The following is a 20,155-nucleotide window of genomic DNA, read 5'->3' as shown; positions in this document are numbered from 1 at the left end:
CGCGCAAGGGCCCTGACCCGGTCAGCCCGTTCCCATCAGGCATGCGCAAAAATATCCGTTTCTGGCCAACCGGCAATGTCCAAGCGCGCGCGATGCGGGAGAAAATCAAAACAGGCCTGAGCCATGGCTGTACGGCCTTCGCGTTCCAGTCTGGTTTCCAATTCCTCTTTCAAACGGTGCAGAAAACGGACATCCGATGCGGCATAGTCGCGCTGGGCATCACTTAGTACCGGGCCACCCCAGTCGCTTGATTGTTGCTGCTTGGAAATATCCTGACCCAATAGCTCGCGCACCAATTCTTTCAATCCGTGCCGGTCCGTATAAGTGCGGATCAGGCGCGATGCGATTTTTGTACAAAATACAGGTTCGGCCATCACCCCCATATAATGGTCAATGGCCGCAAGATCGAAGCGAGCAAAATGATAAAGTTTGATCCGCTTTGGATCCCCCAATATTTGCGTTAAATTGGGTGCAGCAAAATCGCTATCCGGAGCAAAACGAACCAGATGTTCATCGCCATTGCCATCTGAAATTTGCAGCAGGCACAAGCGATCTCGTAATGTTTGCAGCCCCATTGTTTCAGTGTCCACCGCAACCGGACCATCCGCCAATAGGCCTTCAGGCAAATCTTCTTCGTGAAAAAATACGGCCATTATGTTCTGCTCCGCGCCCTCGGCTTCGAAAATATTCCCAAAAATTCATTCCTTGCTATAGTATGTGCCGCAGCATCGGTTAAACAGCAAGAATAAGATTGTTTTCAAACAGAATTTTTGCAGCTTCAAAAGGGGAAAAATAATGTCGGATCAAACACCACAACCTGCGACTGGGGGATTTGATATGAACAAAGCCACGATCGTATCATTGCTCTATATTGCCAGCTTTTTGATCGGGATTACTGGCGTGGTAGGTGTCATTCTCGCTTTTATTTGGAAGGATGAAGTCGCTGGCACTTGGGAAGAAAGCCATTTGCAATTTCACATCATGACTTTTGTCATCGGTTTGATCGGTAGTGTAATCGGGATAGTCTTGTCGTTCATTCTCATCGGAATCCCATTGCTTATCGCTTTGGCAGCCTGGGTTTTGGTGCGTTCTGTTTTGGCGTTGCTGAAGGCCCAGAAACAAGAACCAATTGCTGATCCTAAGACCTGGCTTTTTTAAGCAACCCATTTGACGACAGGTGTGATTCCAGTGAAATTAACCTTATGCGGATTTTTATTCGCATAAGGTCTGGTTTTTCTATATGCTTACGCCGTGCGATATAGGGATTCGCGCAAGAAAATGCTCGGGCTATCGTCCGCTTCGACATTGGATTTGATTTATCGGACGAAGTGAAAGACGATTCAAGAATGGGTTTTGACAGAAACCGGCGTGGCAGAGGCCGGGACAAGCGCGACAGCTTTGGCGATGAAAATTTTGATGGATATCAAGGCGATAGCGCCCCTCCGATAGAAAGATATACACGGCCAGATACAGGCTATAGTGGTGGCAATCGCGGCGGTTCAGGCGGCGGCATGCCTGATCAAGTTGTTGGAGAAAGCACCGGCAAGGTAAAATTCTTCAATGCCCAAAAAGGATTTGGATTCATTGTCCAAGACGCAGGCGGCGATGATGTTTTTGTCCATATCAGTCAAGTCGAACGCGCTGGCCTCAAAGGTTTAGCCGAAGGGCAAGGCCTGCGCTTTTCTCTGGTTGACCGTGGCGGCAAAGTCTCGGCATCGGATATTCAAATTGAAGGTGATTTGATCGAAGTGGCTGAATCGCCATCGCGCGATGATCGCGGCGGCCCCCCGCAACGCGAATTGACCGGAGAAAAAGCTACCGGCACCGTCAAATTTTTCAATAGCATGAAAGGCTTTGGCTTTATCCAGCGCGATGACGGCCAACCCGATGCTTTTGTCCATATTTCAGCGGTTGAACGCGCTGGGATGAGTGGTTTGGAAGAAGGCGATAAACTGGAGTTTGAACTGGAAATTGATCGGCGCGGCAAAACCGCTGCTGTTAATCTTATATCCAAATAATCAAATTATAGCTTTGCGATAGTCAAAATAGCGGGCCACTGCCCGCTATTTTTTTGACCGCCGTTGATAAAATCAGCCGGCTGCGCCTTTTTATGCAGCTTCGGCCGATTCTGCCAAAAACCATGCGCGTTGTTCAGCTTGATCCGTCCAGTCGTCGATAATCCCATCGGTGGCATTATCCCCGGCCTGGCCCGCTAATTCTTTCGCCGCGCGCAAATTCGCAACCAGAGCCAGATTGTCATTTCTCAGCTCTTGGAGCATATCAGCCGCAGTGACTTTGGCTGCGTCATTATCCGCTATGGTCTGCTTGGCAGATATGTCGGCAATAGATGTTAAAGTGCGTTGCCCCTTTTTGCGTACCCGCTCCGCAATGGCATCGGTTGTCATCAAAATCTGCGTCGCTTGTTCATCAAACATGAGATGGTAATCGCGAAAATGCGGACCTGATACATGCCAGTGAAAATTCTTCGTTTTGAAATATAGGGCATAGCTATTCGCCAGCACGATGTTGAGCGAAGCGGCTAAAGCTTTTCTTGCATTGTCACCTGTGGTCATAACTGTCTCCATCTGTTCGTCTAGATATGACTCTGAAATAGAGAGTATATGGCACGGTCGCCAACGCAAATCATAGGTCTGAATAATCGAATTGATCGATCTTATGGAGTTTTTTGATCGCTTTGATAATTTTATAAAAGGCCCCAAGCGCTGAGCGCCAATATTGCGCCAATCAATAAAAAAACCAATCCCGCACCTCGGCGTATCAGTCTAAAGGGCAATATTTCAGCGATTTTTTCCTGGAAAACGATCGCGGGGACACAGGCCAACATGATACCGATCCACCCGCCTGCGGCCGCAAAATACCAGGCATCGGTTCGCGCGGCCGTCGCCGCGATAATAAATTGCCCTTTGTCGCCAAATTGCAAAATGAACAGCCCAAAAAAAGATGTCCAAAACGGCCCCAATGTCCATTTTTCGAGCAGATCCACAGGACGACGCCAAGCCACCATACCGATCCCCGCCAAAAAGAGGGAAAGCGCATAGAATAATCGCAATGGCTCCTCGCTAATCCACTGATTGACCGCCGAGCCGCCGAGCGCTGAAATTACGCAGTTAAGCAGGGTTGCCAGTCCAAGCGCTCCAATAATCGGTGCAACGCGACCATAGCGGATGGCTAGGGCCGCACATAATATTTGCGGACGATCTCCTATTTCTGCCAATAACAGCGCGAATAAAGACGTAAGAAATGCATCCACAAATAGGGCCGTTACGGTTGTCCACCCAGTCGCAAAGCAACATTTGCCATCAAGGCTTCCGCCATGGCGGGGGTGAGCGGTCCACATTTAAGGGCTTCGTTCATGGCTCCCAGATAAGAATCCGCCACCATCACGCCGGTGCCATTTTGAATGGCTTGTTGCAGCGCAGATTCACAAGCACAACTCAAGTCATGCAGCGCAATCAGCTTATGTTGAGATGCTTTTTGTCGCACCTGATCGAGATGCATAAGAAACTGTATCGGATGTTTTTCCATCAGACTGGCGGGCATGCCTTCCAGCAAAGCCAGCATTTCCGCTTGAACAAGCAAATTTTCATCGTGATCCATAAGACTGCCTCAATTTCACGCAGCACCATGCAAAAATAGGGTTAAAACGGCGTAAATGAAACGTCGGCGCGCTGACGGTGATCGGAACGCGGCTTTTTCTTGACAATCGCCGCTGCTTTCAGCATTAGCGCGCTCAATTATAGCAACTTGCGCCGGTTTTTTTGGGCAAGCCGCTTTTTCAGAAAATTGCTTTTTAAGGAATGCGCCATGGCGAAACCAGCCAATGTAAAAATCAAACTCGTCAGCACGGCGGATACCGGCTTTTTCTACGTAACCCGTAAAAATCCGCGGAACTTGACCGAGAAAATGGTGCAACGGAAATATGATCCGGTTGTGCGTAAACATGTTGAGTTCAAAGAAGCAAAAATTAAATAAGCGCTTCCGCGTTCTGATTTAAAGCTTCAAAACGGAACTAGCGGTGCAGCACATTTTGCACCGATTCGACAAATTTCGCCACGGAAATCGGCTTGGAAACATAGGCTTCCGCGCCGGCGCTTAAAATGCGATCTTCATCCCCTTTGCCGGCATAAGCGGTCACAGCCATGATCGGGATGATCTTCAATTGGACATCTTTTTTGATTTGTTCAATCAGTTCCAGTCCGCTGATATGGGGTAGCTGGATATCCATAATCACCAAATTTGGAACGAAACTGCGCGCCTTTTCTAGGACTTCGCGGCCATCTTTGACGGGCTCAACGACAAAACCATGCGCACGCAACAAATCGCAGAACAGTTTCAGGTTCAGCTCATTATCCTCAACCACTAAAACTCTTTTTGCCACTATCTGACTTGCCCCTTCCAAACGGCTCCCTAACCCTTTAGGCGAAAGCCGAAATGGAAACAAATAGCAATCTCGCAGCGGAATCTGAAATCTTGGCCCTTCGGGCCTTGGGGTGGGTGTTGCAAGATGAAGATCGCGCGCAAAGATTATTGGCATTAACCGGATTGGATCCCAGAACGCTGCGCTCAGGCTTAGAAGACCCAGCCCTGCTAGCATCCTTATTAGGTTTCCTTGCCAATCATGAACCAGATTTAATCGCTTGCGCCGATGCCATCGAAACTGCGCCTGAAAAACTGGCAGCCGCCGCTCAATATTTAAATCAACCTGGAGAGAATGGATGAACCAAAAGCCGCTTTTAATAAGTGATTGCGACGAAGTGCTCCTCCACATGGTTGTGCCCTTTCGCGAGTGGCTTGACGCTGAAAAGCATATTCATTTTGATTTGGAATCTGGAGATTTTGTCGACGCCCTGCGCCACAAACATGACGGAAGCTTAGTTGCACGGGAAGATGTTTGGCCGATGTTGAAAGAGTTTTTCAACGGCGAAATGCACCGACAAGGCGCGATTAATGGCGCTGTTGAAGCGATTAATAAGATATCCGAAGCTGCTAATGTCGTCATTCTCACCAACTTGCTCGATGATCGGCGCGACGCCCGGGCGGCACAATTGCGTGCGGTTGGAATAGATTTTCCAGTCTATTGCAACCAAGGCGGAAAAGGAGAGCCTCTGGCCAATATTGTTGCGGAATATAATCCCAGCGTGGCCGTCTTTGTCGATGATCTCGGACATCAACATAGCAGCGTGGCCAAACATGCCCCCGATGTCTGGCGCCTCCATATGGTGGGAGAACCAATTTTGGCGAAACATATTCAAACCAATCCGGCAGCACATGAACGGATTGACCAATGGCCACAGGCCATAGATTGGATCCAAGACAAATTTGCAAAAGGGGAAGCGGCGCCTATGCGGGATTTGCCGTCAGAAGACCTTGACCAGTTTGCCAAGACATGATTGGTTCTGCTTATGACACATAATATTGAAAAGGCCTTGAACGCAAAGGACATAATCCTGCCTCAAGCCGCTGCGCCCGTCGCATCTTATGTTCCAGCCGTAGAGGCAAATGGCATGCTGCATATTAGCGGCCAGGTCTCGATGAGCGATGGTAAACTGATCCGCGGCAGACTGGGCGAAAATATGACGCTCGAAGAGGGACAAGAAGCCGCCAAGGCGTGTGCCTTGATGATCGCGGCACAGATTAAATTGGCGACCGGATCATTGGACCAAGTGGACCGAATTGTGAAACTGGGTGTCTTCGTCAACAGCACAGCCGACTATAACGATCACCCGAAAGTCGCCAATGGCTGTTCAGATATGATCGAAGTCATTTTCGGTGCCGCCGGAAAACATGCCCGTTCTGCGGTCGGCGTGGCATCATTGCCCTTGGGTGTTGCAGTCGAGGTGGATGCGATTGTCGCTCTCAAGCCAGCTTGACGCGCTGATCGCTCCGGCCCCAGACACCGCACGGGTCGCCTTTCTTAAAGGCCAACCCTATGCCCATCGCGGCCTCCATGGAACCCAGAAAGATGGCGGCCCGCTAGAAAATAGCCCGGCCGCTTTCGACGCCGCTATCAAATTGGGCCATGGCATAGAATGCGATGTCCAGGCAGCTGAAGACGGCACGGCTTTTGTATTTCATGATTTCGAACTGGATAGATTAACCGACAGATCCGGGAAAATTGCAAATTTGCGCGCAGAGGATATCGATCAAATTGACTTGAATGCCGGTCATGGAAAAATCCCGCGATTGCGGGCTATATTAACTCAAATAGCCGGGCGGGTCCCGATTTTGATCGAAATTAAATCAGACAATAGCCGTGTCGGTCCGCTTTGTCTGTCGGTTCGCCGGGCATTGGAAGGCTATACGGGAAAAGCTGCGATCATGTCTTTCAATCCCCTGGTTTCGGCTTGGTTTCGCAAAAATGCGCCTCATATTGTCCGTGGATTGGTGGTGACCGAAGAAGGACAAAAAAACCTCAAAGGCCGTATCACACGCCATCAATGCCTGTGGGCAGCCAAACCCGATTTTCTTGCTTATGACATTCGTGATCTTCCTTCGTCTTTTGCAGCCTCCAACCACAAACGAGGCTTGCCAGTGGTAACCTGGACGGTGCGCACGGCAGAACAAGAGAAAATTGCTGGCCGCTTTGCCGATGAACCGGTTTATGAGATGCCGCGAACCTGATACCGTTCACCAGCATGGCTGATTCCCCTTCTCCTCCAACCGACGGTCCAACCGGCATCATCGCGCGGGTCGCGGATGATATTGCAGGCCTGCCTGGAGATCAATGGAACCAGTGCGGTGGCGCAATTAATCCGTTCATATCCCATGAGTTTTTATCCGCAATGGAAGAATCAGGCAGTGTCGGACCAGGCACTGGATGGAAATCGCTTCCCATCATCATTGAAGATGAAACTGGAAAAATTGCCGGCTGTTTGCCCAGCTATTTAAAGTCTCACAGCCAAGGGGAATATATTTTCGATCAGCAATGGGCCCATGCTTTTGAAAATGCAGGGGGGCAATATTATCCCAAGATCCAAATTGCTGCGCCGTTTTCTCCGGTACCCGGTCCGCGGCTATTATTGCAGGATGATGATTTGGCCATTCCTTTGTTGCGGGCCGCAGAACAGCTCGCTGCCAATAATGGCATATCATCTGTCCATGCTACATTTGTTGCTGAAAATCAGCTGGATCTGTTCCGAGAAGCGGGATGGTTGATCCGCAGCGACAGCCAGTTTCATTGGCAGAATCAAAACTATGCACAATTTGATGACTTTCTCGCGGCATTATCCTCGCGCAAGCGCAAAGCGATTAAGAAAGAACGGCGCAAAGCGCAGGAAGCCGTGGAGATTATCCACGTGTTGGGCGCTCAAATTAGCGCCGAATATTGGGACTATTTTTGGGAATTTTATCAAGATACCGGGGCTCGAAAATGGGGAACACCTTATCTGACGCGAGCCGCTTTCGACTTGTTGCATGACAAAATGGGTGAAAAACTATTACTGATTCTCGCGCTGCAAGACGGCATTCCCATTGCCGGTGCACTCAACGTGATTGGCGCCGAGACCCTTTACGGTCGATATTGGGGATGCAGCCGAGATATCCCGTTTCTGCATTTTGAAATTTGCTATTATCAGGCCATCGATGCGGCGATTGCGCGCGGCCTGAAATATGTCGAAGCGGGGGCGCAAGGCAGCCATAAGCTGGCGCGGGGTTATCAACCAGTCGCCACCTGGTCTGCCCATTATATTGTCGATCCAGGATTTCGATCAGCTATTGCTGATTATCTCGATCGCGAACGGCGCGCCGTCGCAGCTGATATTGAATTTCTGGCCGAAATGGGGCCGTTTAAGAAATCCAACTAACGCTTAAGCGGCGCGGCGTGATGTTTCTTGGAGCCAACTGCGGGCTTCACGTTGTGCTTCTGCAATTTCACGAGCGGTCATCTCCAGTGAAATTTCAGCGCGGCACACTTTGCTTTCATCATGGCCTAACAAAGATGCCAGGTTAAACCATTTATGCGCTTCGATCAGATCAACATCCACACCTTCTGAGCCGGTTGAATAGATGACACCGAGATCAAAATAAGCATTACTGCTACCCTGCGCGGCTTCTGCGAGCCGGCTTTCTATTAGAAAGGCTGCGCTTTTCATGCTGTTGCCCATAGTCTTCAAGTCCCTGTTCCTATCGCGCCACATTTGGCGACGAGGGGACTTTCACAGCAATTTCTTAAAAGATTGGTTAACAAGACCGGCAGAAAATTGCCGGTAGGGCATCAAAAACGTCAAAAAACCTACATTTTACACAATTTTGCAAGGTTAATGCATCCCGCGCAGGGCCTAAGACACAGCGATATTATCAATCAATCGAGTACTGCCAATATGGGCTGCGGCCAATAATCGGGCGGATTTGTCAAAAATAGTCATAATTTCAAGTGTTTCGGCGTCTCTCAACTCCAGATAATCGACATTATGAAAACCGGAAGCGCGTAAATTTGCCTTGGCGTCGCGCAATATAGTCGCAACATCACCGCCAATTTTAATGGCCTCGGCAACATCTTGCATGATTGTCGGCAGAGCTGCCGCTTGAACCCGCTGTTCGGCTGTCAAAAAAGCATTGCGGGAAGACAAAGCCAAGCCATCCTTATCTCGCACCGTTGGGACGCCGACAATATCATGCGTGAAATCAAGATCGCGGGCCATGCGCCGAATAACCGCCAGTTGCTGATAGTCTTTTTCACCGAAAAAAGCGGCATCCGGCCGAATTTGATTGAACAGCTTCGCAACAACGGTAGCCACGCCGTCAAAATGACCCGGTCGTGCGCCGCCACACAAGCCGGTACTGACACCGCCGACACTAATATTGGTAGCGAAGCCATCAGGATAAACCGCCGCAACGGGGGGAGACCACAACAGGTCCACACCCGCCGCATTGAGCAACGCCCGATCTTGCGCTTCCTGACGCGGATAAGAATCCAGATCTTCGCCTTCGCCAAATTGGGTAGGGTTTACAAAAATAGATACGACCACAGCGTCACATTGCTCGAGCGCCGTCTCGACCAGATGCATATGGCCTGCATGCAAAGCCCCCATGGTTGGGACAAGGCCCAGCCTTGGCTTGCGTTCGCGAATGTCTTCCAAAGTTTCTCGCAGCGGTGCAAGCTGCTCTACGATTTGCATATCATTCCAACCACATTTTTAATAGCCAAACGCTTATACTCAAACCATTGGCCGAATGATCGCCATATAGAAAGGCTGATTCAAAAATAGCAATGTCAGATTGGCTGCATCCCATGCATTCGTAACTTTTTGTCGCTGATGCTTTTATTCAACTGCTGTTTGGTTTAGCACTCGGCAAGGGGCATGCGAACATCCAAAATTTCCCTGACAAGAATTTGTTATGAGAGTCGCGTTATCGTCGCGGCCAAGAATGGACAAGGGGTAAGGCAATAGGTGACCGATAGCAAAGCGCATCATATAGTCTTTGCCAATGAGAAAGGCGGTACTGGCAAAAGCACAACAGCTGTGCATGTTGCCGTCGCGCTGGCTTATCAAGGTCATAAAGTCGCCGCCATTGATCTCGACCCACGCCAACGCACACTCTACCGGTATCTTGAAAATCGCAAAGCGACCATGGATCGGTTGCAAATTGATGTGCCGCAGCCCTATTTTGAAGTTTTTGAACATGACAATCTTGCCAGACTGGAACAATTGGTTGAACGCATGGGGCATGGCGTCGACTATCTGTTGTTCGATACGCCGGGGCGAGATGATAAATTTGCCCGTTTTGTTGCAACCCGAGCCAATACACTCGTCACGCCGATTAATGACAGTTTCGTTGACTTTGATTTGATCGGTCAAGTCGACCCAGAAACCTATAAGGTTCGCAAGCTTAGCTTTTATGCCGAACTCATATGGGAAGCCCGGAAAGCGAGAGCCAAAGCGGACGGGACAACGATTGACTGGGTTGTGCTGCGCAACCGCACACAACATGTCGAAGCGCATAATATGCAAAGGGTTATTTCCGCTTTGACCGAATTGTCGCAACGGGTTGGCTTTCGGGTCATTCCTGGCTTGAGTGAACGGGTTATTTATCGTGAACTTTTTCCGACCGGTCTAACCATGCTCGACAAAGATCATCTGGGACGCCTTGCAACCAGTCATATTGCTGCTCGTCAGGAATTGCGCGAATTGATCAAGCATCTTTCTCTGCCCCAACCCAAAGGGAATCGTCCCCTATTCGGTAAACCAGTGTTGGTCGCCTGAGATGACATTTATGCTGATCTTCAGCAGTGCCGTTATTGCCGCCTTATTCCTGTCCGGTCGAGCCAAAAATATGGACGCCAATGATTGGTTGGCGGTTGCCGTTGCCTTGGTTGGGGTCAATCTATGCCGCGGTGGCAATTGGTTCATGGGCGGCGGGTTGATCGCCGGAGCCATGTTCTGGAGCGGCACCAAAATTTTTGGACGGAAACCCAAGCAAGCCAATATCGTCCGAAAGGCCGGTGATTTTGAATTGGATCGCGCCCGCGCATTGCTCGGTGTCACTGCCGACGCCGATCATGCCGCGATAAACAAAGCCTGGCGAGCCAGTTTGACCGAGCATCACCCAGATCGCGGTGGCGATGAGGATCTGGCGCGGCAAATTAACCGCGCGCGCGATATATTGCTTGAAAATATAACCGCCAATAGCCCGCGATAAACGACCCATTTGAACCGTTAGGATCGCAATAGAATACTAGATTTTAATCCTCAAACTTCTATGGTTAGCGCCATAAAATTTTGCAGACCCCCATGGACAAGGAAAATCTCCTATGACTGCTCGCATATCCCATGAATTTCATCCGACCAGCCTGCGTGAATATGATATTCGCGGAATTGTCGGTGAAACACTCAGCAATGATGATGCCTATGCCATTGGCCGCGGCTTTGGTACGCTCATCGCTCGGGCAGGGGGCCGCGCTGTTGCCACTGGATATGATGGCCGCACCAGTTCACCCATGCTTGAAGACGCATTGATTGAAGGATTGAACGACGCGGGTATAAACGCGATTTCCATCGGTATGGGGCCAACCCCTATGCTTTACTATGCCGAATGCGTGCTGGATCAAGTGCAAGGCGGTATTGAAATTACCGGCAGTCACAATCCAGCCAATTATAACGGATTTAAAATGGTCTTTCAGGGCCGTCCTTTTTTTGGAGAAGATATCCAGCAATTGGGTAAAATGGCTGCTGATGGCGACTGGGAGAAAGCCGAAGGCGAAACAGTTGGAACGATCGAACGGATTGACATTCTCGATGAATATGTAGCCCGTTTGACCAAAAATTTCACCGGCAAGGCGATGAAAATTGCCTGGGATGCGGGCAATGGTGCCGCCGGCCCGGTGATTGAGAAACTGACCGCTAATCTGTCGGGGGAACATCATCTGCTTTACACTGAGGTGGACGGCAATTTTCCGAACCATCATCCCGATCCCACAGAGGAAAAAAATCTCGCCGATTTGAAAGCAATAGTTGCCGAAAAGGGTCTGGATTTCGGTGTGGCCTTTGACGGTGATGGCGACCGTATTGGCGCCATTGATGGCGAGGGCCGCGTAATCTGGGGCGATCAGCTTTTGCAAATCTATGCTGAGGATGTGTTGCAGTCTGAGCCGGGTGCAACAATTATTGCCGATGTGAAAGCTTCACAGGCGCTCTATGATCGGATCGCCGCTTTGGGCGGCCAACCACTCATGTGGAAAACCGGCCATAGTCTAATTAAATCAAAAATGAAGGAAGTCTCTTCTCCTTTGGCGGGAGAGATGAGTGGTCATGTGTTTTTCAAACATGATTATTATGGTTTTGATGATGCGCCTTATGCCGCCATTCGGCTCATTCAGGCGGCCACCAATATCGGTAAGTCCATTACCCAGTTGCGCAGTGATATGGTTGAGATGATCAACACGCCGGAAATGCGATTTCAGGTTGACGAAATCCGAAAATTTGCTGTGATTGACGAGATTTTGGAAAGGCTCGCGGCGAGCGGAGCGGACGTCAACAATACCGATGGCGCGCGCGTGAATACCCAAGATGGCTGGTGGCTGTTACGCGCTTCGAACACCCAGGATGTTCTCGTCGCACGCGCGGAAGCCAAATCAGAAGCGGGCCTAGACCGTCTGATGGCGCAAATTGATGAGCAACTGGCTTTATCAGGCTTGGAACGGGGCGAAACGGTTGGGCATTAGTTATCTTGCGCGGCCCCTTTAACGGACAGATAAATACCGGTCGCCAGCAAAGCCACGAGATTGGACAGCATGAAGGCTGCGGTGATCGATGGATGTCCCAAAATAGCGATAAAATCGCGGGCGACAATTGTAATAGCGACGAACAAGGACGCAAATAAGCCCCAGCCAGCGATGATTTTCGGCATCAAGCGGGACCGGTAGAATAAGGCGAAAAACCCCGCCATGCCGGTTGATGACAAGATCAGGCTAAGATGGAAAGATGTATAATCTGCCGTGGCCTGCAATCCGCTCATCAGCAAACGTTGAGCGGGATTGGCCAATTGTTGATAGGCTGGGTCGGTTGCTATTTCCGCAGCATTTAGAGCAAAGACGGCGCCCAATAGTGACAATAGTGCCGCGCTCAAACTTATTGCCAAACTCCACGCGGCGACGAGCAGTCCCGTTTCGCGAAGCAATAGGAAAAAGCCCAATGGCACCAGCAAGCCAATGGCGAACAGCGCAGCGGAAATATACGCCTTAGCGCGCAAGCGGTCTCCCGCTTCCATCATATTTTCCGCTGTCGCCACCACATTAGCGGATAAATTTATATCAATACCATCCGCGACGAAAAACGCGTTTAGCATGCCCAAGATGATCGTCGCCAACAAAGCCAAACCGGCGCTGCGCGCCCACCATTGCATTTTTTGCGCTTCGCGTTTTTCCATCGACCGTCCCCACTTTTTAAGCATTGCTGCTTTTACAATATGCTGTATTATTCATATAATACACACATGTCAAACCGGCCGCCGGCCAGCGCGCCTATTGGTCAAATTGCCGGTTTTGCGGTAAGCGGGGTGCGCAAGATTTAAGAGGACTTTCATGACAGCGCCGATCCCGCCACAAACCCTAGCGGTTTTTGCGTCCCTCCCCGGGCCGCTGGCCGAGCGGCTAACCGCCTTACGAGCCATGATATTGACCACCGCACAAGCCAATCCGGCCATTGGGCCTTTGGAAGAAACCTTGAAATGGGGGGAGCCGGCTTTTCTTCCATCAACCACCAAGGCCGGAACAACACTGCGCATCAACCGGTACAAGAAATCGGACGATCAATATGCGCTTTATGTGCATTGCCAGACCGATCTGGTTACCCGCTATAAAGAGCTTTATGGTGATATTCTGACCTTTGAAGGATCGCGGGCCATAGTCTTTGATACATATAAACAGGTCCCGACAGCGGCCGTTGAACATTGTATCGCTATGGCGCTGACTTATCACCTGCGGGACTAATCTGCGCCTGCCGTTCACGCTCTGCCTTGTTCATTTCGGCGAATATCCGCCAAACAGCAATGAACAAAGCCGCCAGCAAAGGCCCGATCACAATCCCGTTAAATCCAAAAAGCTGCAATCCGCCCAAAGTCGATATTAAAACAACATAATCGGGCATGCGCGTATCCCGGCCGACTAAGATCGGTCGGACAAGATTATCAATCATGCTGATCAGGAATATGCCGGCCAATATAAGCACCACCCCTTGCCAGATGGATCCCGTCACGATGAGATATACCGCAACCGGAACCCAGATAAAGCCGGTGCCAATAGCAGGAATAAGCGAAAATATTGCCATTGAGACTGCCCATAACAGAGCGCCACGAATATCCAGCATCCAGAAAATAAAGCCGCCCAATGTCCCTTGGAGCAACGCCACCACGAAACTGCCTTTGATGGTTGCCAGAATGACAATGAAAAATTTGTCGATCAAAATCCGACTTTTGCTCTCGGACAAAGGGACGACATGTTCGATCTGGCCAGCCAGCATCCGTCCATCGCGCAACAAGAAAAAGGTGAGATACAGCATCACGCCCAGTGCCAGCATGAACCGAAAGGCACCCTGACCAACATTGAAAGCCTGGGCGATTAAAAATTCCAGGCTGCTGCCAACCGCCTCTTCTATTTGCGGCCGCACGGTTTCCAGATCACCATAGCCAAGGGCCGCCAATTGATTTTTGGCCCAAACAGGCAAGCTATTTTGAAAGGCCAAAAACGCACCGCCAAAATCAAATTCACCGGCCTGGATACTAGCATAGGCGCTGGTTGCTTCTTGCATCAAAGCCATGCCCAATAATATCGCCGGAACAATGACCAGTAATATCACCAATATGACGGTGAGAAAGGCAGCGAGATTAACCCGCGGGAACAGCCAGCCGGATATTTTGCGATAGACCGGCTGAAACAAGACCGCCACGACCACCGCCCAGACAATTGCCCCAAAAAAAGGCTCGACCAGCAGCGCAAAGGCCAGTGAGATAATCACCAGCAAGGCCACAACAAAAAGCCGTTCTATTCCAAATTGGGAGCGTTCTGATTCCATCATATTTTCAATAGCATAAGTAAAACAAATTTGCCGGTGATACAATCAACCTGCAACAAACAGACTGCCGCAACAAGCGGCAATCGCCGCCAACCGGCTCCCCCCTTTCTAAAATGGACGAAAGCTGCCAGACTATGTCCGACCATAATCATTGCGAGCGCTTATGACCCATATTCCTTTCCAGAAGGGCCTTTATGAAACCGGCAATGGCATATTTGCCTATCTGCAGCCCGATGGCGGTTGGGGATGGTCCAATGCAGGATTGATTACCGATGGCGACCAATCCTTATTGGTCGATACCTTGTTTGATGCCAGTCTGACGCGGGACATGCTAGCGACCATGGCTGATGCGGCTGGGGTTGGAGCAGATGATATTGGGACAATTGTGAACACCCACGCCAATGGTGATCATTGTCATGGCAATGGATTATGCCGTCATGCAGAAGTCATTGCTTCCGATGCCAGCGCCAAGGAAATGGATGAATTGCCTGCACCCGCGCTCGCGGCGATTATGGCAGAGGCCAAAAATATGGGGCCAACGGGCCAATATCTGGTCGATATTTTTGGCAGCTTTGACTTTACCGATGTCGCCGAGAAACACCCCACCAAAACATTTAGCGGGGAATATCGTGTTTCCGTAGGAGACAAGCAGGTCGATTTGATAGAGGTTGGGCCGGCCCATACAGCCGGTGATATTTTGGTCCATATTCCCGACGACAAAACTGTATTTACCGGCGATATTTTATTTATCGAAGGCACGCCAATCATGTGGGCAGGGCCAGTCGCGAATTGGATAGCCGCCTGTGATCATATCATCGACTTAAAACCGGATACGATTGTTCCTGGCCATGGTCCGATCACGGATATTGCCGGAGTAAAACGCGTACAGGACTATTTGCATTATATCGATGCGGAGGCCCGCAAACGATATGATGCCGGTCTGTCTGTCCGCGACGCCGCGCATGATATCCGGCTTGGCGATTTTTCGGCCTGGGGCGACAGCGAACGCATTGCCGTCAATATTTCAACTCTTTACCGAGAATATTCCGATGACCGAACACCGCCAGATGTGACCCAATTATTTGGATTAATGGCGGAACTGAAAAAATAGCCTAAAGGAAAGCGGTGAATCAGCCCGAACTGCCTTCGCCTTTAGACCACTGGTTCGCAGCCCGCGGCTGGTCCGTACGGCAACACCAATCAGAAATGCTGGCCGCAGCAGAAGCAGGGCAACATGCGCTGCTCACCGCACCCACCGGTGCAGGAAAAACACTGGCTGGGTTTCTGCCAACGCTCAGCAGCCTGATCGACACACCCAATTTTGATGGCTTGCATACGCTTTATATTTCGCCGCTCAAAGCATTGGCCGTCGATGTTCAACGCAATTTGCTCACGCCGATTGCCGAAATGAAGCTGGCCATCACCGTCGAAACGCGCAGCGGGGACACACCCGCCAATCGCAAGGCGCGGCAAAGGGTTAAACCGCCGCAAATTTTGCTCACCACTCCGGAATCACTCAATTTATTGCTGAGCCAAGAAGATAGTTTCGCTTTGTTCGCCAATTTAAAACAGGTGATTATTGATGAGGTTCATGCATTTGCATCGGGTAAACGCGGCGACCTCCTCTCTTTGTCCATGGCAAGATTACAAAAACTGGCCCCCGATATGCGCCGGGTCGCTTTGTCCGCAACCGTTGCCGACCCCGATGAATATCGCGCATGGCTGGCCCCATATGGCGACATTGATACGGTCGCGCATATTGTTGGTGACGAAGGCGCGGCAGCCGATGTTGCGATTATGATACCGGAGACACCGGAAGGCCATAAAGTGCGCATACCCTGGGCGGGTCATGCCGGCGTCTATGCCATCGGGCAAGTTATGGACCAAATTAAAGCCAATAAAATGACTTTGATTTTTACCAACACACGGTTTCTGGTTGAATTTATCTTCCAGAAATTATGGGATATTAATGACGATGTTTTGCCCATTGGCGTCCACCATGGAAGTCTTTCCAAAGAAGCCCGACGCAAGATTGAAAATGCCATGGCAAACGGCAAGATGCGAGCTTTGGTATGCACCGCGTCTCTCGATCTTGGCGTGGATTGGGGCGATATAGACTGTGTTATACAAATGGGCGCGCCCAAAGGCAGTTCCCGATTGCTGCAGCGTATCGGCCGCGCCAATCACCGGCTTGATGTGTCCTCCAAAGCACTATTGGTCCCTGGCAATCGCTTTGAATATTTGGAAGCGCAAGCGGCGCTCGATGCCGTTCATGAAGGCCAGCGCGATGGCGAACCATTTCGACCGGGTGGCCTGGATGTGCTGGCGCAACATGTGATGACATGCGCATGTGCAGCCCCTTTTCAAGAAGACGAGCTGCTCGATGAATTGCGATCATCCTTGCCCTATAGCGGGTTGGATAAAGCCATGTTTGATCGTGTTTTGGGTTTCACCCGCAATGGTGGCTACGCGCTCAACGCCTATGACAAATTCAAACGATTACGACGCGATGCCAACGGTGTCTGGCATTTGGTCCATCCGCGCTTTGCTGTTCAACATCGGCTAAATGCCGGGATTATCGTGGATGCCGCGATGATGACCGTTCGGTTTAAAAATGGCCGCAATCTTGGCAAGGTCGAAGAAAATTTCGCGGCCATGTTGAGTCCGGGTGATACGTTTTTCTTTGCCGGAATGAGCCTTGAATTGGTCAAATTAGACACGGCTGACGTCATCGTCCGAGCGACCAAAAAAGCGGCGATGATCCCCAGCTATATGGGATTGCGCTTGCCTCTCACCAGCCATTTGTCCGATCGGGTCCGCGGCTTTTTAACCGATCGCGCCGGATGGGCGCGCTTTCCCGATGATGTCCGCGAATGGTTGGAAATGCAGGACCATCGTTCGCGCTTGCCGGAGCCCGGCGAATTGCTGGTCGAGACTTTTCCCCATCAAGGGCTGCACTATATGGCCGTCTATAGCTTTGAAGGCTGGAACGCGCATCAATCCCTTGGCATGCTGCTCACCCGGCGCATGGAGAGCCGCGGATTGAAGCCGATTGGATTTGTCGCCAATGACTATGCCTTGGCCTGTTGGGGGATTGAACCGATTACCGATCCCCATAGCTTGTTTAGCGCCGACATATTGGAAGATGAATTTTTCGACTGGATTGAAGGATCCTATTTGCTCAAACGGGCCTTTCGCGAAGTCGCTGTGATTAGCGGGTTGGTCGACCGGCAACATCCCGGAAAACGCAAGACCGGAAAGCAGGTCACATTTTCAACCGATCTCATCTTTGATGTTTTGCGCAAATATGAACCGGATCATCTGTTGATGCAGGCGGCTTGGTCCGACGCCCGGGCGCGGATGACCGATATTGCCCGTCTCGGCGACTTGTTAGACCGCGCCGCCGGTTCAATGGTGCATGTCACGCTGGATCGCGTCAGCCCATTGGCCGTGCCCATATTGGTGATGATCGGCCGTGAACATGTCGCCCAGGGCGCAACCGATGACGCGCTTTTGATCGAAGCAGAAAGCCTGATCGAAGAAGCCATGCGAGGGGATGAACCCGCGTCATAAGTTTTAGATATTTGTCGGCGCCGGAAAATTCGGGTATCTGGGTCTGATGACTATTATTTCCCCTATCAGCGCCGCTCTCGCATTGCTTGGTGCAGCCCAAGCTGCCCAGCCGACGGCTCCCTTAACGGAATCGACGGCTGCGGTTCCGGAAATAATTGAACCGGAAGCCATTTTGGCGGATCGCCTGCCCGATCAGTTTATTCAGCCGGATGCCGAACAAATTGCTATTGCCGAAGATCGGAAAGCGCGGATGACCGTGCCGGTCAATATTGAAGGCAGTGGGCCATTTGATTTCATTATCGACACGGCCGCGCAGCGCACCATATTATCGAAGGAAATTGCCGGCCAACTGACATTGGAACTGGAAGAAGAAGTCAATATTATTGCCTTGGCTGGCACCACGGTCGTGCAAACCGTCTATGTCCCTGAACTGCAACTTGGCCAACGCAGCTATGGCGGCATTATAGCGCCCACTTTTCGGTCCAATAACATCGGAGCCGATGGCGTGCTGGGCCTCGACAGCTTGCAAGGACAACGGATCCTATTTGATTTTATAGACAGCAGCATTTCAGTCGAAGACACGGCGAAAAAGCGCAAAGCCCGCTCCCGCCGGGAAATCGTGGTCACCGCACGACGGCGATCAGGTCAGTTGATTTTCACCAATGCCGAAATTTCCGGTATTAAGGTCAGCGTCATTATCGATACGGGCGGAGAATTGTCGATCGGCAATAAAGCTTTGCAGCGACGCTTGCGGATGAAGGCGTCCGCTCTCCAAAAAATCAATCTCATCGATGTTACCGGCCGCTCTATTGCCGCGGATTATGGCGTGGCCAGCGAATTGCATATCGGACGAGCCCGCTTTGGGGTCATCCCGATTGCTTTTGCCGATATTGCACCTTTTGAAGCCTTGAATCTGGGCAATAAGCCGGCCTTGTTTCTCGGCATGGACGCCCTGCGGAAATTTGACCGGATGGCGATCGATTTCGCTAATCGCAAAATCTATTTTCTGCTGCCCAAAGGCGCATCATAAGCGAATCTGAAGACTGACAAGGCCAAAAAACGGAGAACAAGATGTCCCTCTTTTCCATGAACATCATATCTGCTCTTCTGGCGCCGTCGCTGGCAATCGCCTTTCCGCTTCCCATGGGCCAATCGATTGAACCGGAAGGTGCGAAAAAGGCGGATGGAGAAATTGTCGCAATTGAATCCGATCGCGCTCAGCGAATGACCGTGCCGGTCAGCATTGAAGGCCGCGGTCCGTTTTCCTTTGTCATCGATACCGGTGCGGAACGCACAGTATTGTCTCGCAAAATTGCCAACAGATTGGCCTTGGATGCCGAGGAACCGGCAGAATTGATGAGCATGGCCGGGCGTTCTATTGTCGATATGGTCTATGTGCCAGAACTGACCCTGGGTTCAAAAAGCTATGATAGTCTTATCGCGCCGGTTTTATTGGCCCGGCATATCGGCGCAGACGGGATTTTGGGTCTCGATGGATTGCAAGATCAGCGGATCCTATTTGATTTCGTTAAGAATCAAATCGCCATTGAAGATACAGCAGAGCCGCGGAATATTTCATCCCGCCGCGAGATTATCGTCACCGCCCGCCGGAAATCTGGGCAGCTTATTTTCACCGAAGCCACAATTTCCGGTGTGAAAGTCAATGTGATTGTCGATACAGGCGCACAGGTTTCAATTGCCAATCTTGTTTTGAAAAAGCGGCTGATCCGGCGGAGCAAGGAGCTCGGGCAGGAAAATAGTTTGATCGCCGTGACGGGTGACACATTAGGTATTGAATTTGGCCGGGCGCGTGATTTTCGGATCGGCCGGGCGCAATTTGACAATCTTCCCCTGGCTTTTGCCGATGCGCCACCATTTGAACGCTTGGGTATGGCCAAAAAACCCGCCCTCCTGCTGGGCATGGATGTGTTGCGAAAATTTGATTCGGTCGCAATCGATTTCAAGAAGCGCAAAATCCATTTCCTGCTCCCGAAAAATACCCAGCGGCGTTTTGAACAGCCCAAGAGCACCCGCATCCGGTCTTAATGAAAGAC

The 20,155-nt window shown here is 50.8% G+C and carries 25 protein-coding genes; 16 read left to right on the top strand and 9 right to left on the bottom strand.

The genetic code is table 11. The features are described 5' to 3' along the window. Positions 1–35: 35 nt before the first annotated feature. Positions 36–653: a ribonuclease D gene (locus ABJU74_RS08365; protein WP_348383506.1), complete on the bottom strand. Its 618-nt coding sequence runs from the start codon at positions 651–653 to the stop codon at positions 36–38. Between the two features lie 142 nt (positions 654–795). On the opposite strand from ABJU74_RS08365, the gene ABJU74_RS08360 reads away from it, so the two are divergent. Together ABJU74_RS08360 and ABJU74_RS08355 are read left to right on the top strand one after the other, a co-directional pair. Then, complete coding sequence (locus ABJU74_RS08360) at positions 796–1,158, top strand: DUF4870 domain-containing protein (RefSeq protein ID WP_348383507.1); 363 nt, start codon at positions 796–798, stop codon at positions 1,156–1,158. Positions 1,159–1,346: 188 nt separating this feature from the next. Beyond that, positions 1,347–2,018: a cold-shock protein gene (locus tag ABJU74_RS08355; protein ID WP_348383508.1), complete on the top strand. Its 672-nt coding sequence runs from the start codon at positions 1,347–1,349 to the stop codon at positions 2,016–2,018. A gap of 90 nt (positions 2,019–2,108) precedes the next feature. On the opposite strand, the gene ABJU74_RS08350 is transcribed toward ABJU74_RS08355, so the two are convergent. The 3 genes from ABJU74_RS08350 to ABJU74_RS08340 all read right to left on the bottom strand — a co-directional run bounded on the left by ABJU74_RS08350 (position 2,109) and on the right by ABJU74_RS08340 (position 3,618). Continuing rightward, positions 2,109–2,573, bottom strand: a complete 465-nt coding sequence (locus ABJU74_RS08350) for a DNA starvation/stationary phase protection protein (RefSeq protein ID WP_348383509.1) — start codon at positions 2,571–2,573, stop codon at positions 2,109–2,111. A 131-nt stretch (positions 2,574–2,704) separates the two neighbouring features. Then, positions 2,705–3,271, bottom strand: coding sequence for a TMEM165/GDT1 family protein (locus ABJU74_RS08345; protein ID WP_348383510.1), 567 nt, complete (start codon positions 3,269–3,271; stop codon positions 2,705–2,707). A gap of 11 nt (positions 3,272–3,282) precedes the next feature. Further along, positions 3,283–3,618 carry a hypothetical protein gene (locus ABJU74_RS08340; RefSeq protein WP_348383511.1) on the bottom strand — a complete coding sequence of 112 codons (336 nt, stop codon included), beginning with the start codon at positions 3,616–3,618 and terminating at the stop codon, positions 3,283–3,285. Positions 3,619–3,825: 207 nt separating this feature from the next. Here ABJU74_RS08340 and rpmG point away from each other — a divergent pair, with 207 nt between their 5' ends. Continuing rightward, positions 3,826–3,993 (top strand): 50S ribosomal protein L33, encoded by a 168-nt coding sequence (rpmG, locus tag ABJU74_RS08335; RefSeq protein ID WP_066741431.1) that lies wholly within the window; start codon positions 3,826–3,828, stop codon positions 3,991–3,993. 37 nt (positions 3,994–4,030) lie between these two features. Here the strand turns inward: rpmG and ABJU74_RS08330 are convergent, their stop codons facing one another. Continuing rightward, the gene (locus ABJU74_RS08330) at positions 4,031–4,399 is read right to left on the bottom strand and encodes a response regulator (protein WP_348383512.1); all 369 of its coding nucleotides are present in this window, start codon (positions 4,397–4,399) and stop codon (positions 4,031–4,033) included. Between the two features lie 53 nt (positions 4,400–4,452). Here ABJU74_RS08330 and ABJU74_RS08325 point away from each other — a divergent pair, with 53 nt between their 5' ends. From ABJU74_RS08325 to ABJU74_RS08305, 5 genes are read left to right on the top strand one after another with little or no spacing between them, the layout of a single operon-like run. After that, the gene (locus ABJU74_RS08325) at positions 4,453–4,740 is read left to right on the top strand and encodes a DUF3572 domain-containing protein (RefSeq protein ID WP_348383513.1); all 288 of its coding nucleotides are present in this window, start codon (positions 4,453–4,455) and stop codon (positions 4,738–4,740) included. Further along, complete coding sequence (locus tag ABJU74_RS08320; protein ID WP_348383514.1) at positions 4,737–5,411, top strand: HAD family hydrolase; 675 nt, start codon at positions 4,737–4,739, stop codon at positions 5,409–5,411. Before ABJU74_RS08325 ends, ABJU74_RS08320 begins: the two co-directional genes overlap by 4 nt. A gap of 12 nt (positions 5,412–5,423) precedes the next feature. Beyond that, on the top strand, positions 5,424–5,891 hold the full coding sequence (locus ABJU74_RS08315; RefSeq protein WP_348383515.1) for a RidA family protein: 468 nt from the start codon (positions 5,424–5,426) through the stop codon (positions 5,889–5,891). Next, positions 5,863–6,642, top strand: coding sequence for a glycerophosphodiester phosphodiesterase family protein (locus ABJU74_RS08310; protein ID WP_348383516.1), 780 nt, complete (start codon positions 5,863–5,865; stop codon positions 6,640–6,642). Before ABJU74_RS08315 ends, ABJU74_RS08310 begins: the two co-directional genes overlap by 29 nt. A 14-nt stretch (positions 6,643–6,656) precedes the next feature. Beyond that, positions 6,657–7,823 carry a GNAT family N-acetyltransferase gene (locus tag ABJU74_RS08305; protein ID WP_348383517.1) on the top strand — a complete coding sequence of 389 codons (1,167 nt, stop codon included), beginning with the start codon at positions 6,657–6,659 and terminating at the stop codon, positions 7,821–7,823. A gap of 3 nt (positions 7,824–7,826) precedes the next feature. Here the strand turns inward: ABJU74_RS08305 and ABJU74_RS08300 are convergent, their stop codons facing one another. Both ABJU74_RS08300 and panC read right to left on the bottom strand, forming a co-directional pair. Then, positions 7,827–8,123 (bottom strand): SEL1-like repeat protein, encoded by a 297-nt coding sequence (locus ABJU74_RS08300; protein ID WP_348384014.1) that lies wholly within the window; start codon positions 8,121–8,123, stop codon positions 7,827–7,829. Positions 8,124–8,297: 174 nt separating this feature from the next. Then, complete coding sequence (gene panC / locus ABJU74_RS08295) at positions 8,298–9,137, bottom strand: pantoate--beta-alanine ligase (RefSeq protein WP_348383518.1); 840 nt, start codon at positions 9,135–9,137, stop codon at positions 8,298–8,300. A gap of 273 nt (positions 9,138–9,410) precedes the next feature. Here panC and ABJU74_RS08290 point away from each other — a divergent pair, with 273 nt between their 5' ends. The 3 genes from ABJU74_RS08290 to ABJU74_RS08280 all read left to right on the top strand — a co-directional run bounded on the left by ABJU74_RS08290 (position 9,411) and on the right by ABJU74_RS08280 (position 12,181). Continuing rightward, positions 9,411–10,223 carry a division plane positioning ATPase MipZ gene (locus ABJU74_RS08290; RefSeq protein WP_348383519.1) on the top strand — a complete coding sequence of 271 codons (813 nt, stop codon included), beginning with the start codon at positions 9,411–9,413 and terminating at the stop codon, positions 10,221–10,223. 10 nt (positions 10,224–10,233) lie between these two features. Then, on the top strand, positions 10,234–10,659 hold the full coding sequence (locus ABJU74_RS08285; RefSeq protein ID WP_348422675.1) for a J domain-containing protein: 426 nt from the start codon (positions 10,234–10,236) through the stop codon (positions 10,657–10,659). A gap of 124 nt (positions 10,660–10,783) precedes the next feature. Beyond that, positions 10,784–12,181 carry a phosphomannomutase/phosphoglucomutase gene (locus ABJU74_RS08280; protein WP_348384015.1) on the top strand — a complete coding sequence of 466 codons (1,398 nt, stop codon included), beginning with the start codon at positions 10,784–10,786 and terminating at the stop codon, positions 12,179–12,181. Here ABJU74_RS08280 and ABJU74_RS08275 read toward each other — a convergent pair. Further along, positions 12,178–12,909, bottom strand: a complete 732-nt coding sequence (locus ABJU74_RS08275; RefSeq protein WP_348422676.1) for a DUF4386 domain-containing protein — start codon at positions 12,907–12,909, stop codon at positions 12,178–12,180. The genes ABJU74_RS08280 and ABJU74_RS08275 overlap by 4 nt on opposite strands. A gap of 130 nt (positions 12,910–13,039) precedes the next feature. Here ABJU74_RS08275 and ABJU74_RS08270 point away from each other — a divergent pair, with 130 nt between their 5' ends. Continuing rightward, positions 13,040–13,447 (top strand): DUF1801 domain-containing protein, encoded by a 408-nt coding sequence (locus tag ABJU74_RS08270; protein ID WP_348383522.1) that lies wholly within the window; start codon positions 13,040–13,042, stop codon positions 13,445–13,447. Here the strand turns inward: ABJU74_RS08270 and ABJU74_RS08265 are convergent. Next, positions 13,416–14,531, bottom strand: coding sequence for an AI-2E family transporter (locus ABJU74_RS08265; protein WP_348383523.1), 1,116 nt, complete (start codon positions 14,529–14,531; stop codon positions 13,416–13,418). The genes ABJU74_RS08270 and ABJU74_RS08265 overlap by 32 nt on opposite strands. 160 nt (positions 14,532–14,691) lie before the next feature. Here ABJU74_RS08265 and ABJU74_RS08260 point away from each other — a divergent pair, with 160 nt between their 5' ends. The 4 genes from ABJU74_RS08260 to ABJU74_RS08245 are packed head-to-tail and all read left to right on the top strand — an operon-like array spanning position 14,692 to position 20,147. After that, complete coding sequence (locus ABJU74_RS08260) at positions 14,692–15,639, top strand: MBL fold metallo-hydrolase (RefSeq protein WP_348383524.1); 948 nt, start codon at positions 14,692–14,694, stop codon at positions 15,637–15,639. Between the two features lie 14 nt (positions 15,640–15,653). Further along, on the top strand, positions 15,654–18,101 hold the full coding sequence (locus tag ABJU74_RS08255; protein ID WP_348383525.1) for a ligase-associated DNA damage response DEXH box helicase: 2,448 nt from the start codon (positions 15,654–15,656) through the stop codon (positions 18,099–18,101). A gap of 46 nt (positions 18,102–18,147) precedes the next feature. Then, positions 18,148–19,131, top strand: coding sequence for an aspartyl protease family protein (locus ABJU74_RS08250; RefSeq protein ID WP_348383526.1), 984 nt, complete (start codon positions 18,148–18,150; stop codon positions 19,129–19,131). Between the two features lie 41 nt (positions 19,132–19,172). Beyond that, positions 19,173–20,147 (top strand): aspartyl protease family protein, encoded by a 975-nt coding sequence (locus ABJU74_RS08245; RefSeq protein WP_348383527.1) that lies wholly within the window; start codon positions 19,173–19,175, stop codon positions 20,145–20,147. The last annotated feature ends 8 nt before the right edge of the window (positions 20,148–20,155 follow it).

Origin of the sequence: Parasphingorhabdus sp., from assembly GCF_039982415.1 — a bacterium.
Classification (GTDB): Bacteria; Pseudomonadota; Alphaproteobacteria; order Sphingomonadales; family Sphingomonadaceae; genus Parasphingorhabdus.
This window is presented reverse-complemented; position numbering and strand designations above follow the sequence as displayed.